Source organism: Streptomyces sp. NPDC030296, assembly GCF_055572815.1.
This window is the reverse complement of the sequence record NZ_JBVICQ010000001.1, coordinates 668,338-683,437: the sequence shown is the minus strand read 5'-3', so window position 1 is coordinate 683,437 and position 15,100 is coordinate 668,338. Positions and strand designations below refer to the sequence as shown.

At 72.1% G+C, this 15,100-nt stretch carries 14 protein-coding genes, 2 tRNA genes and 1 pseudogene; 8 read left to right on the top strand and 9 right to left on the bottom strand.

What is annotated here, in order from left to right:
- Positions 1-268 precede the first annotated feature (268 nt).
- Positions 269-345 (bottom strand) — tRNA-Lys (locus tag ACZ4Z3_RS02870).
- Between the two features lie 345 nt (positions 346-690).
- Between ACZ4Z3_RS02870 and ACZ4Z3_RS02865 the strand changes: the two genes are divergently transcribed.
- The 7 genes from ACZ4Z3_RS02865 to ACZ4Z3_RS02835 all read left to right on the top strand — a co-directional run bounded on the left by ACZ4Z3_RS02865 (position 691) and on the right by ACZ4Z3_RS02835 (position 8,409).
- Positions 691-2,160, top strand: a complete 1,470-nt coding sequence (locus tag ACZ4Z3_RS02865) for a peptidoglycan-binding protein (RefSeq protein ID WP_468499351.1) — start codon at positions 691-693, stop codon at positions 2,158-2,160.
- 87 nt (positions 2,161-2,247) lie between these two features.
- Positions 2,248-3,390: an SPFH domain-containing protein gene (locus ACZ4Z3_RS02860; RefSeq protein WP_468499350.1), complete on the top strand. Its 1,143-nt coding sequence runs from the start codon at positions 2,248-2,250 to the stop codon at positions 3,388-3,390.
- A 111-nt stretch (positions 3,391-3,501) separates the two neighbouring features.
- Entirely contained in the window at positions 3,502-4,125 is a 624-nt protein-coding gene (locus tag ACZ4Z3_RS02855) for a lytic polysaccharide monooxygenase auxiliary activity family 9 protein (protein WP_099964752.1), read from the top strand.
- A gap of 117 nt (positions 4,126-4,242) precedes the next feature.
- Entirely contained in the window at positions 4,243-4,710 is a 468-nt protein-coding gene (locus ACZ4Z3_RS02850; protein ID WP_468499349.1) for a DUF3592 domain-containing protein, read from the top strand.
- A 49-nt stretch (positions 4,711-4,759) separates the two neighbouring features.
- Positions 4,760-6,406 carry a long-chain-fatty-acid--CoA ligase gene (locus ACZ4Z3_RS02845; RefSeq protein WP_468499348.1) on the top strand — a complete coding sequence of 549 codons (1,647 nt, stop codon included), beginning with the start codon at positions 4,760-4,762 and terminating at the stop codon, positions 6,404-6,406.
- Positions 6,407-6,541: 135 nt separating this feature from the next.
- The gene (locus tag ACZ4Z3_RS02840) at positions 6,542-7,771 is read left to right on the top strand and encodes a sensor histidine kinase (protein ID WP_468499347.1); all 1,230 of its coding nucleotides are present in this window, start codon (positions 6,542-6,544) and stop codon (positions 7,769-7,771) included.
- Positions 7,756-8,409, top strand: a complete 654-nt coding sequence (locus ACZ4Z3_RS02835; RefSeq protein WP_468499346.1) for a response regulator — start codon at positions 7,756-7,758, stop codon at positions 8,407-8,409. The genes ACZ4Z3_RS02840 and ACZ4Z3_RS02835 overlap by 16 nt, the downstream gene beginning before the upstream one ends.
- Positions 8,410-8,532: 123 nt before the next feature.
- On the opposite strand, the gene ACZ4Z3_RS02830 is transcribed toward ACZ4Z3_RS02835, so the two are convergent.
- The 8 genes and pseudogenes from ACZ4Z3_RS02830 to ACZ4Z3_RS02795 form a co-directional block, all read right to left on the bottom strand.
- Positions 8,533-8,609: transfer RNA gene (locus ACZ4Z3_RS02830), tRNA-Lys, on the bottom strand.
- Positions 8,610-8,724: 115 nt separating this feature from the next.
- Positions 8,725-9,483 carry an IclR family transcriptional regulator gene (locus tag ACZ4Z3_RS02825; protein WP_468499345.1) on the bottom strand — a complete coding sequence of 253 codons (759 nt, stop codon included), beginning with the start codon at positions 9,481-9,483 and terminating at the stop codon, positions 8,725-8,727.
- A 214-nt stretch (positions 9,484-9,697) separates the two neighbouring features.
- Positions 9,698-10,474: an ectoine/hydroxyectoine ABC transporter ATP-binding protein EhuA gene (ehuA, locus tag ACZ4Z3_RS02820; protein WP_468499532.1), complete on the bottom strand. Its 777-nt coding sequence runs from the start codon at positions 10,472-10,474 to the stop codon at positions 9,698-9,700.
- A 10-nt stretch (positions 10,475-10,484) separates the two neighbouring features.
- Complete coding sequence (gene ehuD / locus ACZ4Z3_RS02815; RefSeq protein ID WP_468499344.1) at positions 10,485-11,135, bottom strand: ectoine/hydroxyectoine ABC transporter permease subunit EhuD; 651 nt, start codon at positions 11,133-11,135, stop codon at positions 10,485-10,487.
- Positions 11,135-11,848 carry an ectoine/hydroxyectoine ABC transporter permease subunit EhuC gene (gene ehuC / locus ACZ4Z3_RS02810; protein ID WP_468499343.1) on the bottom strand — a complete coding sequence of 238 codons (714 nt, stop codon included), beginning with the start codon at positions 11,846-11,848 and terminating at the stop codon, positions 11,135-11,137. Before ehuC ends, ehuD begins: the two co-directional genes overlap by 1 nt.
- Entirely contained in the window at positions 11,845-12,768 is a 924-nt protein-coding gene (gene ehuB / locus ACZ4Z3_RS02805) for an ectoine/hydroxyectoine ABC transporter substrate-binding protein EhuB (RefSeq protein WP_468499342.1), read from the bottom strand. Before ehuB ends, ehuC begins: the two co-directional genes overlap by 4 nt.
- A 202-nt stretch (positions 12,769-12,970) precedes the next feature.
- Positions 12,971-13,702 (bottom strand): maleate cis-trans isomerase family protein, encoded by a 732-nt coding sequence (locus tag ACZ4Z3_RS02800; RefSeq protein WP_468499341.1) that lies wholly within the window; start codon positions 13,700-13,702, stop codon positions 12,971-12,973.
- Positions 13,699-13,882, bottom strand: a pseudogene (locus ACZ4Z3_RS02795) (maleate cis-trans isomerase family protein); the annotation flags it as partial. The pseudogene ACZ4Z3_RS02795 and the gene ACZ4Z3_RS02800, both read right to left, overlap by 4 nt.
- Positions 13,883-14,098: 216 nt before the next feature.
- Between ACZ4Z3_RS02795 and ACZ4Z3_RS02790 the strand changes: the two are divergent.
- Entirely contained in the window at positions 14,099-15,055 is a 957-nt protein-coding gene (locus tag ACZ4Z3_RS02790; protein ID WP_468499340.1) for a D-2-hydroxyacid dehydrogenase, read from the top strand.
- Positions 15,056-15,100 lie beyond the last annotated feature (45 nt).

Genomic DNA, 15,100 nt, shown 5'->3' with positions numbered 1-15,100 from the left:
GTGCGCGTCGCGGCGTCGCCGGGAGGCTATGATCCCCACCCGCCTCCGAGCGCAAATCGCCCCATGGCTCCCCAACTGCCATGTATCCGCAGTCCCTTGTGGCCCAGGGTTCTACGACGCTCTTCTTGATCGCAAGACGGAAACGCGGTGTTTACCGGTCATACGCGGTGTTTGAGGCGTCAGTGGAGGATCTGTGAAACCTGGGGCGCTTTGCGTGGGTGCGGGGGTATGCGAAGAGGCCCCCCGCTGCTGCGAGGGGCCTCTTCGGTGGTGCGCCGCCAGGGACTCGAACCCCGGACCCGCTGATTAAGAGTCAGCTGCTCTAACCAACTGAGCTAGCGGCGCGTGCGGTGAAAGTTTACCGGAGGGACGGGGGTGCTTCCGACCACCGTCCGGCCGCCTGGGCCGGGTCGCCGGCGGCCGTGTTTTCTGGGGCAGGTGTGGTTGCGCGCGCGGTTCTGTGCGCCCCGCGGCGCATCGAGCGCCCCCTGTTTTCCGGGAGGGCAGGACTTCCCCCGCCCTGCCCCCGTGCCCCTGCCCTCGCCCTGCCCGCGGCCGTCGGCCCGCCGGTGCGCTCCGCGCCGCGCGTACATCATTTGGACCGTCAGCATGCGACAGCACGCGACACTTGGAAAACTTGACGTCGTGCAGAATCGTGGAATTCTCCGCCCCGCCCGCGAGGGGAATCGCATGGACGCTCCGGCATTCGAGGAAATCGATCCGGGGGCCGCCTGTGAATGCCCCGGCTGTGTTCACTGGCGGCGCGTGATGCCGTACTCGACCCTGTACGACCACCCGGGTCACCCCGCCGCCAGAACGGCCAGGCGCGCTCTCGTCGTGGCCACGGCGGCCGGCGCCGCCCTCGGTGCGGGGCATGGCGCGCCGGCGGTCGCGGCGGCCCACGCTCCCACCCTCCCCGGAGGCGTTCCCGCAGGTGACGGGCCCGACACCCCGCAGGGGAAGAAGACCCCGCTGCACGGCCCGGCGGGGCGGCCGGCCGACGAGGAGAAGCCGCCCGAGGAGGTGAGGACGCCGCCGATCAGCCGGGCGGAGATCATCCGGCGGGCCAGGACCTGGATCACCGCCGAGGTGCCGTACAGCATGACGGAGTACTGGTCGGACGGTTATCGGCAGGACTGTTCCGGATTCGTCTCCATGGCCTGGCATCTGCCCGGAAACGAGTGGACGGGCAGCCTGCACAAGTTCGCCGAGCGTATTTCCAAGGAACTGCTGCAACCCGGCGACATGCTTCTCTTCCACAATCCGAGCGACCCGCAGAAGGGCTCGCACGTGGTGATCTTCGGTGGGTGGACGGACTCCACGCACAGCTCGTACATCGCCTACGAGTCGACCCGCCCCCACGCCCGCCGCGAGGTCACCCCGTACGGCTACTGGTCCAACCCGAGGCGCTATGTGCCGTACCGGTACAAGGGCGTGGTCGACGACGGCACGGCGGCGCCGGACGAGGAGACGGACGGCTCCACCGACGACCCCGACTCCTCCGGGAGCGGCGGTACGAAGGGGTCGGCGAGTCCGTCGGGCGGCAGCCGGTACCCGGGTGCCGCCTACTTCGGGCCGGGCGCCGACAACCGGTACGTCACCCGGCTGGGGCAGATGCTGGTGGAGCGCGGCGGGGCCCGCTTCTACACCGCCGGGCCGGGGCCGCGCTGGTCGGACGCGGACCGCAGGGCCACCCAGGCGTTCCAGCGGGCGCAGGGCTGGACCGGGTCGGACGCGGACGGGCTGCCGGGCCCGTCGACCTGGTCGTACCTGGTGACCGGGAAGGGCCGGGACATTCCGCCGGCGGACGGCCCGAGCCCGCGCGGCAGGCCGCCGGTCACGTCCCGGTCGCCGGTCACGACCAAGCCGCCGCTCACGCCAGGGCCGCCGGGCCGCTTCGGGACGCCCGCCTCGCACGGCGTGCCCGGGTATCCGGGACGGGGCGCGTTCCGGCCCGGCGCGTACAACGCGCACGTCACGCTGCTGGGCAAGCGGCTGGTCGAGCTGGGGTTCGGCAAGTACTACACCTCCGGCCCGGGACCCCGCTGGGGCGAGGAGGACCGGCGGAACGTGGAGGCGTTCCAGCGGTCCCAGGGCTGGCGCGGCGGCGCCGCCGACGGCTACCCGGGCCCGGAGACCTGGCGCCGCCTCTTCTTCTGACCCCGGCCCCGGAGACCCCCGCTCGCCCCTCTTCACCCTCACCAGCTCGCACCACGGTTCTTCCTGCGCGGAGGCATGGAGGCACGTATGAGTACGACCACCTCACCCACACCGGAGCCGGAAGGGGTCGCGCGGCCCGCGCGGCTCATCCAGAACGAGACGACCACCGAGATCCCCGTCCATCTGCTGTTCCGGGACGACCCGGCCCCCGTGTCCGTGCCGGTCACCCCCGCCGTCGTGGGCCGCCGGCGCGGGACCGGGGAGCAGCCGAGGGTGCGGCGGGGCCCCGCCTCGGTGAAGCCGCGGCCCGCCGTCGAGGTCGACCCCGACCTGGTCGAACGCCCCGCGCGGGTGCTGCCCGGGGTGGTGGGCGTGCTGGGCGGGACCTGCGGCGTGGCCGGATGCGTCCTGACGTCGTGGTGGGCCGGTGTGCTGCCGGAGCTGGTCGTCAGGGGGTTGGGGCTGCCGACCGGGTACGCGGGGGGACTCGGCCCGGCGCAGTGGGCCGCGTACGCCGGTGCCGGTGCCTTGACGCTGTTCGGGTTCGGCGGGCTCGCGCGGGGGCGGACCGGGCGGGCCTGGGTGCTGAACCTGTTCGGCCGGTACCGGGGGACCGTCCGCCGCGCCGGGCTGCTGTGGGTGAACCCGCTCGTGCTGCGCCGCCGGGTCGACGTACGGCTGCGGCACTGGCGCAGCGAGCCGATGCCGGCCGTCGACGCGAACGGGGTCGCGCTGCGGGCCGTCGTCCTGGTCGCCTGGCGGATGAAGGACACCGCGCGGGCCGTGCTGGGGATCGAGGACCACGAGCGCTACCTGCGCGAGTGCGTCGAGGCGGCGCTCTCCCGGGTGCTCTCCCAACTCCCCGCCGAGGTACCGCCGAACGCCCTCGTCCGGGACTCCACCCTGCGCAACACGGAGGCGGTCGGCGAGGCGCTGACCCGGCTGCTCGTCGCGGACACGGCACCGGTCGGCCTTGAGGTGTTCTCCGTGCAGCCCATCCGGATCGAGTACGCGCCCGAGGTCGCCGCGGTGATGCAGCGCCGGCGGATCGCGGCGCTCGACGCCCAGCACCGCGACACCGTGCTCACCTCGGTCGTCGACTCCGTCGAGGACACGGTGACCCGGCTGACGATGCGCGGCCTGGTGGAACTCGACGACTACGAGCGCAAGGCGCTGGTGAAGGACCTGACGGTGGCGTTCTACACGGGGCGGCGCGAAGTGTCCCCGTGAACACGCCCCCGGCGGGGCCCCGTCGTTGATATGGACACAGCCAACCGCCGCTCCTACTCTGATGCTTGGTCTAGACCTGGAACATCCCCACGTACTCCAGGGAGCGGCAGCATGCGTCCAAGGACCTTCACCCGAAAACGCGCCAAGTGGTACGCCGCCGGCGTCGGTCTCGCCACCATGGGAGCCCTCGTCCTCTCCAGCGGCGGCGCCTCCGGCCACGGCTACACCGATCTCCCCGTCAGCCGGCAGAAGCTCTGTCAGAACGGCACCGTCACGAACTGCGGCGACATCCAGTGGGAGCCGCAGAGCGTGGAGGGCCCGAAGGGCTTCCCGGGCTCAGGGCCGGCTGACGGCCAGATCTGTTCCGCCGGGCACAGCCGGTTCGGGCAGCTCAACTCGCCCACCAGGCCGGGCGGCGGCGCCTGGCCCACGACCAGGGTGACGGGCGGCCAGAACTACACGTTCCGCTGGCAGTTCACCGCCATGCACGCCACCACCGACTTCAAGTACTACGTCACCAAGCCGGGCTGGAACCAGAACCACGCGCTGGCCCGCTCCGACCTCAACCTCACCCCGTTCTTCACCGTCCCCTACAACGGTCAGCGACCCCCGTCCACGCTCTCCCACACCGGACGCCTGCCGTCCGGTCTGAGCGGCCACCACGTGATCCTCGCGGTGTGGACGATCGCCGACACCGGCAACGCGTTCTACGCCTGCTCGGACGTCACGTTCTGACCGACAGCGCACCGGCCCCGCGAGTTCTGAGCATCGCTTGAGCTGCGCGGGGCCCCCGCACGGGTAGTTTCCCCACGCACCGCCGACCAGGGCGGTCACCGAACGCGGGGGATCACCATGGATGTGTTTCTGTACATCGTTCCCGGTCTGATCATGGCCGTCGTCGCCTTCGCGGGCTACCGCGTACTGCGCCGCTGGGTACTGATCCAGCGGGCCTGGAACAGCGGGCTGACGGCGGAGGGTCGCTGCCTGAAGGCGTTCACCACGGTCAGCAAGGCCATGGGGCAGAGCAGTGCCGTGCACACGACGATCCACCATGTGTACGAGTTCACCACCCGGGACGGCCGCCCCATCCGCTTCGAGGAGGAGGACGGCCCGTTGACCACGGTCGAGGGCGACTTCGTCACGGTCTACTACACCGAGGGCCCGTCCGTGGTGGCCACGGCCCACCAGCCGGGCCGGGTGAAGCGGGCGGCGGCCAGCTTCGGCATCCTCGCCTTCCTCGGTGTGATCTTCGTCTTCTGTGTCGGCTTCATGGTCATCTTCCACCGGATGTCCGCCGACACCACCTTCCCGAGCCCGTGACCGACATGCGCCTCCCCAACTGACGGTACGTCAACTAGCGTGCGCGCGTATGGAGTCCACGAGGCGTACGGTCGCGCAGCTCGTCGCCGACCGGTGGGGAGACCACCGGCCGGGGCTGTGGTTCGAAGGCGAGGTGCTCACCCATCACGAGGTCGCCGCCGGTGCCGCCGCCCGCGCGGCACTCCTCGCCGACCTGCTGCCACCCGGCGCCGAGCCACACCTCGGCGTCCTCCTCGACAACACCCCCGAGTACGCCCTGTGGCTGAGCGCCGCCGCCCTCGCGGGCGCCGCCGTCGCCGGGATCAACCCCACCCGCCGGGGCCCCGAACTGGCCCGCGACATCCTCCACACCGAGTGCCGGATCCTCGTCACGGAACGCGCCCACCTGCCGCTCCTCGACGGCCTGCACCTGCCCGGTGTGCGGATCCTCGTCACGGACACCGAGGAGTACACCGCCCTCGTCGCCCCCTACGCGGGCGCCGAACCCGACCCCCGCCGGGCCACCCCGTCCCACCGGCTCCTGCTCTACTTCACCTCCGGCTCCACCGGCGCCCCCAAGGCCGCGATCTGCTCGCAGGGCCGGCTCGCGGCGGCAGGCCGGGCCCTCGTCGACCGCTTCGGCGTGGCGCGGGACGACGTGCACTACGTCTGCATGCCGATGTTCCACGGCAACGCCGTCATCGCCGACTGGGCACCCGCCCTCGTCGCCGGGGCGGGCGTCGCCCTGCGCCGCCGGTTCTCCGCATCCGGCTTCCTGGAGGACGTACGGGCGTACGGCGCCACGTACTTCACCTACGTCGGCCGGGCCGTGAGCTACGTCCTCGCCACCGAGCCCCGGCCCGACGACCACGACAACCCGCTGCGCACCGGCTTCGGCACGGAGGCGGGGGCCGTGGACGCGGCGGCCTTCGAGCGGCGCTTCGGGGTGCGGCTCGTCGAGGGGTACGGCTCCTCCGAGGGCGGGGCCGCGATCCAGCGGACACCGGGGACCCCGCCGGGCGCGATCGGGCGGGCGGCACCCGGCGACGACCTCGCCGTGGTCGACCCCGAGACCCGGAAGGAGTGCCCGCCGGCCGTCTTCGCCGAGGACGGCCGCCTCCTCAACGGCACCGACGCGATAGGGGAGTTGGTGAACCGGGGCCCCAACCCGTTCGAGGGCTACTGGCGCAACCCCGAGGCGGACGCGGCCCGCCGCCGCGACGGCTGGTACTGGACCGGCGACCTCTTCTACCGCGACACGGACGGCTTCCTCTACTTCGCCGGCCGCACCGACGACCGCCTCCGCGTCGACAGCGAGAACCTCGCCGCCGCCACCATCGAGAACATCCTCGCCCGGTACGAGGGCGCCGACGCCGTCGCCGTCTACGCCGTCCCCGACCCGGTCGCCGGGGACCAGGTCATGGCCACCATCGCGGGTACCTTCGATCCGTACGGCTTCACCGAGTTCCTCTTCGCCCAGCCCGACCTCGGCACCAAGATGACCCCCCGCTTCGTCCGCGTCGTCCCCCGCATGCCCGTCACCGCCACCAACAAGATCCAGCGGGCCGCCCTGCGCCGTGAGGGCTTCCGCTGCCCCGACCCCGTCTGGTGGCGGCCCCCGGGCAAGTGGGCGTACCGCAGGCTCACCGCGGTGGACCTCGCGGCCCTGGTCACCGAGTACCGGGCACGGGGCCGGGAGGAGTTGCTGACCCGATAGCCGGGCGGGTGGACGAAGACGCGGACCGCCACCCGCCGGCCACCGGCCGGCCCACCCGGAGGTAGGGCTGGGCCCACCCCGGAACTCCCCCTGCCCGTATGGCCGTTGCCCGGCGTCGCCGCCTACCGTGAGCCCATGATCCGAACGGTCGTACGGGACACACCGGGCGCGGTGGCGTACCTGCTGAGCGGGGTCCTGGTGAGCGTGCCCCTGCTCCTGTTGCTCCTCGTCCTGGGCACCCTCGGCCTCGCCCTGGCCCCCCTCCTCGTGGGCCTGCCGCTGCTGGCCCTGCTCGCCCTGTCCGGTGTCCCCGTCGGGGCCCTGGAGCGCCGACGGCTGCTCGTCATCCGCACACCCCCGCCGCCCGGCCCGCACGCCACCCCCGCCGAACCCGGGCTCGCCGCCTGGGCGCGGCTGCGGTTCACCGAGCGGGCGACCTGGCGGGAGCTGGCGTACACCCTGCTCCTCGGGTTCGTCCTGTGGCCGCTGGACGCGCTGGCGCTGTGCGCGGCGGTGGCCGTGCCCGGCGCGCTGATCGGGGCGCCCGTCCAGCTGGCCCTCTCGGGCGGCGACACCCGCATCGTCAAGCTCTGGTTGATCGACACCCAGGGCCAGGCCCTGCTGTGCGCGGCCGCCGGACTCGCCCTCGTCGTCGCCCTGCTGTGGCCGCTCACCCTGTACGCACGGGCCCGTGCCGGGGTGGCGCGGATGCTGCTCGCGCCCAGTGAGGCCGAGGGGGAGCGGCGGCTGGCGGAGGTGACCCGCTCGCGGGCCCGGCTGGTCGCCGCCTTCGAGGCGGAGCGGCGCCGCATCGAACGCGATCTGCACGACGGCGCCCAGCAGCGACTGGTGTCCCTGAGCATGACACTGGGCCTGGTCCGGCTGGACGCCCCTCCGGAGCTGGCCGACCGGCTCGCCGCCGCGCACCGGGAGGCCGACCGGGTCCTCGGGGAGCTACGGGAGTTGATCCACGGCATCCATCCCCAGGTCCTCGCCGACTACGGTCTGCCGGACGCCCTCGCCGACGCGGCCGACCGGTCCGCCGTGCCCGTCACGGTCGACGCCGACCTGCCGAGGTTCGCCGAGTCGGTGGAGTCCGCCGCGTACTTCGCGGTCCGCGAGGCGCTCGCCAACGTCGGCAGGCACAGCGGCGCCGGACACGCCTGGGTCACCGGCCGGTACGCGGGCGGGCGGCTGTGCGTGGAGGTGCGGGACGACGGGCACGGCGGCGCCGACCCGGCCGGCGGCACCGGCCTCACGGGGCTCGTCGACCGGCTCGCCGTCCTCGATGGGACACTGACCGTCCACAGCCCGGCCGGCGGCCCGACCGTCCTGTCCCTGGAGATCCCGTGCCCGACGCGCTGAAGATCGTGCTCGCGGAGGACAGCGTCCTGCTCCGTGAGGGGCTCGTCGGGGTGCTGGCCCGCTTCGGCCACGAGGTCGTCGCGGCGGTCGGCGACGCGGAGGCCCTCAAGCGGGCGGTGGTGTCGCACGGCCCCGATCTCGTCGTCACCGACGTCCGGATGCCGCCCGGGCAGAGCGACGAGGGCCTGCGCGCCGCCCTCGACCTGCGCGCCGCGAACCCGTCCCTGCCCGTCCTCGTCCTCAGCCAGTACGTGCAGCGCGCCTACGCCGCCGACCTGCTGGACACGGGGGACGGCACCGGCGTCGGCTATCTCCTGAAGGACCGCATCGGGCAGGTCGAGCAGTTCGCGGAGGCGGTCGACCGGGTCGCGGCCGGCGGCACGGTCGTCGACCCCGAGGTCGTACGCCTGCTGCTGCGCCGGCGGAGTGATCCGCTGGCCGCGCTGACCCCGCGCGAGCGGGAGGTCCTCGCCCTGGTCGCGGAGGGCAAGTCCAACGCCGCCGTCGCCCGCGACCTGGTCGTCACGGAGGCCGCTGTCGGCAAACACATCGGCAACATCCTCGCCAAGCTCGCCCTCCCCCCGGCCGAGGACACCCACCGCCGGGTGCTGGCCGTGCTGGCTTACCTACGGGGCTGAGTCCCGCAGGGCGGCACGGGGGTGTGGGTGGCGAAGCCCGCCCACTGCGCGCGGCGAAGCCGCGCAAGAACGACGATGGCGAGGCACGTTCGCGCTTTCTGCGAACGTGCCTCGCCATCGTCATGGTGCGCCGCCAGGGACTCGAACCCCGGACCCGCTGATTAAGAGTCAGCTGCTCTAACCAACTGAGCTAGCGGCGCAGACTCTGTCGCTTTTCGCTTTCGCGGCCGGCGACAGAGAAAATACTACCTGGTCCTTGGGGGTGCCTTCGACCACGTAAACGTGACGTGGATCTCCAGCAGCGCGGGCCGGCCGCTAGATCACCAGCGACAGCAGGACCGGTGCCGCCCCCCGGTTCAGGGTGTGCGCCGCCCGGCGGAGCCGGTGCGCGTGTTCCAGGGGCAGTGACAGGGCCAGGCAGCCGACGGAGGAGCCCGCGGTGATGGGAACGGCCGCGCAGACCGTGCCCGGCGCGTACTCCTGGAGGTCGAGGACCGGGACCGTCGGCGACTGGGCGTCGAGTTTGCTCAGCAGCACCCTCTCGTTGGTGATCGTGCGGGATGTGAGCCGGGCCGGCCGGTGCCGGGACAGGTGGTCCCGCCGGGCGTTGAGGTCGAGCTGGCCCAGCAGGCTCTTGCCTATGGCGGTGGCGTGGGCCGCGGAGCGGAAGTCGACCCACTGGTGCACGGCGGGTGTGCCCGGCCCCTCGGCGCAGCCGGTGACCTTGATCTCCCCGTCCTCGTAGCGGCTGATGTAGACGGCGGCGCCCACCGAGTCGCGCAGTCGGTCCAGGGTGCGCTGAAGCTGCTCGCTCAGGGCCTGGTCATGGCCCTGGGCGGAGCCCAGCCTGGCGAGTGCGACTCCGGTGACATAGGCGCCGTCGGTGGTCTGCTCCACGTATCCCTCTCGGCGCAGCATCAGCAGGAGCGCGGTCAACCGCTCGCTGCCGACGCCGGTCCGGCGGGCGATCTCGGCGTCGGTGACGCCACCTGCGTGCCGCGACACTGTCTCCAGGACGCGCAGCGCGTCCTGGGCCGAGTGGTTCGGCGCGGTCGGCTCGTGCTTGAGCGCCACGGTTTCCCCCTGCGCTTCTCGGGCCGTTTTTCGGACAGCTTGCCGTGTCCCACGATACGGCCCAAGGGGCTTACGCGCAGGGGTTGTTCGGCAGAAAATCCGGGCGTCTCCGGGCCTCTCAACTGGTGGATCAGCACTCTGGCATATGCCTGAGTCATGGCCCGGCGGTCCCACCTCGGACGTTCCGCCGTGTTCGATCACTCACGGCACGTAATCAGAGGACCGCGCCGAGGAACTCCCGCGTGCGTGCGTGCTCGGGTTCGCCGAAGATCTTCTCGGGGCTGCCCGACTCGATGACCTGGCCGGAATCGAACATCAGAACCTGATCCGAGATGTCACGGGCGAAGTTCATCTCGTGGGTCACGCAGAGCATCGTGATGTCGGTGGTGCGGGCGATGTCCCGGAGGAGATCGAGCACGCCCGCGACCAGTTCGGGGTCGAGCGCGGACGTCACCTCGTCGAGCAGCAGCACCTGCGGTCGCATCGCCAGGGCGCGCGCGATGGCCACCCGCTGCTGCTGCCCGCCGGAGAGCTGCGTCGGGTAGGAGTCGCACTTGTCGGCGAGCCCGACCATGTCCAGCAGCTCCAGGGCGCGCGCCTCGGCCTCGTCCTTGGACAGGCCGAGGACGGTGACCGGCGCCTCGGTGATGTTGCGCAGCACCTTCATGTTGGGGAACAGGTTGAACTGCTGGAACACCATCCCGATGTTCTTGCGGACCTCGCGGCACTGCTTGTCGCTCGCCGGGAACAGCCGCTGCCCGCCGACGGTGATCGTGCCCTCGTCGGGCTTGGTCAGGGTCATCAGCAGCCGCAGGATCGTCGTCTTGCCGGAGCCTGACGGGCCGATCAGCGTCACGTGCTTGCCGGCGTCGACGGAGAAGTCGAGCCGGTCCAGCACCGTATTGCTGCCGAATCGTTTGGTCACGTTCTCGAAGCGGATCAGCTCGGTGTGGTCCGCGGCACGGTCGGCGCGGGAGCCGGCTTCCTTCAACAGCGGGGTGTCAGCGGACAAGACGACGCTCCAGGGTTCGCAGGAGGACGGAGGCGAGATAGGAGATGACGATGAACGCCACTCCGATGACGGTCAGGGGCTCGGTGAAGCGGAAGGTCTCCTGGGCGTAGAGCCGTGCCTCGCCGAGCATCTCCGGGACGGTGATCACCATGAGGATCGGGGTGTCCTTGAGCATCGAGATCACGTAGTTGCCCAGCGCGGGCACCACCCGGCGGACCGCCTGCGGCAGGATCACCACCGTCCAGGTGCGCCCCGGCGGCAGGTTCAGCGCGGTGGCCGCCTCCCACTGGCCCGCGGGCACCGCCTCGATACCGGCGCGGTAGACCTGCATCGTGTACGTCGAGTAGTGCAGCCCGATCGCGACGACACCCGTGGTCAGCGCCGAGAACGTCAGGCCCCACTCGGGCAGCACGTAGAAGAGGAAGAACAGCTGCACCAGCAGCGGGGTGTTCCGGACGAACTCCGTGAAGACCCCCACCGGCCAGCTCACCCAGCGGGTCGGCGTCCGCACCAGCAGCGCCCACACCAGCCCGAGCGCGAACGAGACCACCGAGCCCAGCGCCAGCGCCTGAAGAGTGACGATCAGGCCGTCCCGGAAATGCGGGAGGAAGTCGACGACCGCGTTCCAGTCCCAGTTCATCACGCACCACCTCCGGCGCCCGCCGTCTCGGGTACGCGCGCCCGCGCCCCGCCCGCCTTCGCCGGGGCCCTGCCGACCCCGGCCTTCAGCCGCCGCTCCAGGGCCCGCATGGCCCGGGTGAGCAGGAAGGCGATGACGAAGTAGATGAGCAGGATGTACGTGTAGATCTCCACGCTCTCCTGGAGCGCCAGCCGCACCAGGCTGCCGCTGAAGGCGAGGTCGCCCATGCCCATGATCGACACCAGTGCCGTGCCCTTGAGTAGTTCGACCAGCAGGTTGGCGAAGGGCGGGATCATCTCCGGGACCGCCTGGGGCAGCAGGATCAGCCGCATCCGCTGCCACGGGGAGAAGCTCAGCGCGATGCCGCCCTCGCGCTGCGCCGGGTCCACGGAGTTCAGGGCGCCGCGCACGATCTCGGCCCCGTACGCCCCGTAGGTCAGCCCGAGGGCGAGGACGGCCGCCCACATCGGCACGAGCTGCCAGCCGAAGGCCAGCGGCAGCACGAAGTACACCCAGAAGATCATGATCAGCGCGGAGGTACCGCGGAACACCTCGGTGTAGACACCCGCGAGGAAGCGGACGATCCACCGGCGGTTGACACGCGCGATCCCCACGGCGAAGGAGACGGCCGTGGCCAGCAGCCCGCCGAACACCAGCAGTTGGACGGTGACCCAGACACCGCGCAGGACGAGTTCCCACAGGCCCGGCGTCATGCGCGACAGAGCTCCCGCATCGTGAGGTCGGTCATCTCGACCTTCGTGAACCCGAACGGCCGCAGGACCCTGAGCAGCTCGCCGCTCTCCTTCATCTTCCGCAGCTCGGCGTTGAAGGCGTCCCGCAGCCTCGTCTCGGTGCGCCGGAACGCGAAGCCCGCGCCGTCCACCCGCGGCTTGCCGTCGACGCGCGCGGCGAACGGCCTGGTGGCCTCCGTCCTGCGGGACTTCTTGACGACCTCACGGGTGGTCAGGGACGTCCCCGCGAACACGTCGACACGGCCCGCCTCGACGGCGTTCATGCCCGCGACCTGGTCGGGGACGATCACGATGTCGCTCTCCGGGTAACCCGCCTCGACCGCGTGCTCGATCTGTGCGTACCCGGAGCCGGTGGCGAACCTGGCCTTGGCGCGAATCACGTCCGCGTAGTCGTTCAGGCCCTTGGGGTTGCCCTTGCGGACCACGAACGCGTCGAGCATCTGGTGGTCCGGCTCGGAGAAGATGACCTGCCCGCAGCGCTCGGGGTTGATGTACATCCCGGCGGACACCACGTCGAACTGCTGGGAGTTCAGGCCGGGTATCAGCGAGCCGAACTCGGTCGGCACGGGCTGGACGCGCTCCACGCCCAGCCGCCGGAAGATGATCCTGGCCACTTCCGGTCCCTCGCCGGTCAGTTCGCCGTTCGTGTCGATGTAGCCGAACGGGATCTCCCCGGCGATACCGAGCCGCGCCACACCCTGCGCGCGCAGCCGGTCCAGCAGGTCACCCCCCTTCACACCGGAGGCGGAGGCGACCCGGCTGCACCCGGCTGCGCCCAGCGCGCCCGCGGTCGCGAGCGCGGACGCGCCGGCGAGCAGCGCCCGGCGGCTGGGGTCACGTGGGGTGCCGGTTCTTCCGGAAGTCTTCGTTGCTGGAGCCATGGCCGCGCGGCTACCCGACCCCATGCGATGTATTCGGGCCATCCGTGGCCCCTTCACGACCCCCGCACAGACCCCGGCGCGGGCCCGGCCGCCCTCGACCGCGGGACGCGGCGGCCGCCCGCGCGGCTCCCCGCGCCCCTGAACCAGCCGGGCGCGGGACCTGTCCGGGACGGCACCGGCACCCCCGGATCGTTCCGCCGGTTCACGCCTGCACGATCGGTTCCCTGGTGAACAGGGCGCCCAGCTCCGGGGCGTTCACCCTGCGGTCGGCCAGGCGCAGGGCCTCCCAGACGCTGACCTGGGTGGCGGTGAGGACCGGCTTGCCCAGCTCCTTCTCCAGGGCGGGGATGTGGGAGGCGGTGCGCAGGGCCGTGTCGGGCAGCAGGAGCGCCTCGGCGTCGGGACGGTCGGCGTCCCGGGCGAGGGCGAGGATGTCGTCGACGGTCCAGGCGCCCACCTCCGCCGCCGTGGCGACGCCGGCCCCGCGCGCGGAGACGACCTCCAGCCCGCCCGCCGTCAGGAAGTCGACGAAGAGGCGGGTCACGTCGTCCGGGTACGTCGAGGCGACGGCCACACGGGCCGCCTTCACCTCCCGCGCCGCGTGGACGAACGCGAAGGCGGTGGAGGAAGCGGGCAGGCCCGCCGTACGGGCCAGGGCGCGGATCTGTGCGTGGGCGCCCTCGTAGCCGAGGACGAAGCTGCCGCCCGCGCACGCCCAGACGACCGCCTCGGCGCCGGACAGCCGCAGGGCCTCGCAGCCCGCGGCCAGCCGCTCGGGCGCGCCCATCTCCCGCAGCGCGTCCACCCGGTGCGGGTCCTCACCGACGTCGATCCGCGCGAGGTCGACGCGGACGTCGCTGCCCAGGAGCTGCTCTATGCGTGGATAGTCGTCCTCGGCGGAGTGGCCCGGGTGGAGGAGTCCGAGAGCGGTCATGCCCAACCTTCCTGTTCTTCCGGCGACGCCGGCGGCGGTGTGACGGCCCCGCACCGGACGCCTGCCTGGCCGACTCGTGCCGACTCGTCGAGCAGAGCCTGGTACGGACCCACCACCCGGGTACCCAGGTGACGCACCGCCGCCCCTCATCGTCACCTGGTTGGCCGAGAGAACGCGGATCCACGCCCCGCGCCGGGCCGGGGACGACCTCACCGGCCTCACGCAGAGAGAGACATCGGCGACGGAACGTGCGCAAGTCCATGTTGACGGCGGGTGGTTCGGGTGCGAGCGTGGTCCATCAGTGCATGTCGCACGCATCCCACGGGGCCGATCGAGTCGCATCCCGCCACGATCCGGGCTCGGTCCAGACCGCACTACGGACGGTTTCCCAGCGATATGACCGCGACGCGCAGACCGACGCTCCTCGTCCTCGACGCCGAGCCCCGCCCCCGTCTCGGACGCCTCACCGGACGGGCGACGATCGAGTACACCGACGCGTCGACGCTGCCCGAGCGGCTGCCGCACGCCGATGTGCTGCTCGTGTGGGACTTCACCTCCCACGCGGTACGGGACGCCTGGCCCGGCGACGGCCCCCGCCCCCGCTGGGTGCACACGGCGAGCGCCGGCGTCGACCACCTCCTGTGCCCCGAACTCGTCGCCTCCGACACGGTGGTGACGAACGCCCGCGGCATCTTCGACGAGCCCATCGCCGAGTACGTCGCCGCGCTCGTCCTGAGCATGGCGAAGGACCTGCCGCGCAGCTGGGAGCTCCAGGGGCGCCGGGAGTGGCGGCACCGCGAGACGCAGCGCGTCGCCGGAAGCCGCGCCTGCGTGGTGGGGTCGGGGCCCATCGGGAGGGCGATCGTACGGTCGCTGAAGGCGATCGGCGTGCACAGCGCCCTCGTCGGGCGGGTGGCGCGCGTCGGCGTCCACGGGCCCGAGGACCTCGACCGGCTGCTCGCCCGCGCCGACTGGGTGATCGCGGCGGCCCCGCTGACGGACGAGACCCGCGGCATGTTCGACGCCCGCCGCTTCGGCGTCATGCAGCCCTCCGCGCGCTTCGTGAACGTGGGCCGCGGGCCGCTCGTGGTCGAGGACGCGCTGGTGGACGCCCTGCGCCGACGGTGGATCGCGGGGGCGGCGCTGGACGTCTTCGACCGGGAGCCACTGGATGGCGACGACCCGCTGTGGGACGTACCCGGTCTGATCGTCTCCCCCCACATGAGCGGCGACACGGTGGGCTGGCGGGACGCCCTGTCCGAGCAGTTCGTGGAGTCGTACGACCTGTGGGCTGCGGGGCGGAGGCTGCCGCATGTGGTGGACAAGGGGAGGGGGTATGTGCCGGGCGCCTAGGAGCTCGGGGGCGCGTGTTCGTGGGCGGGTGGGGGGTGGTTCGTG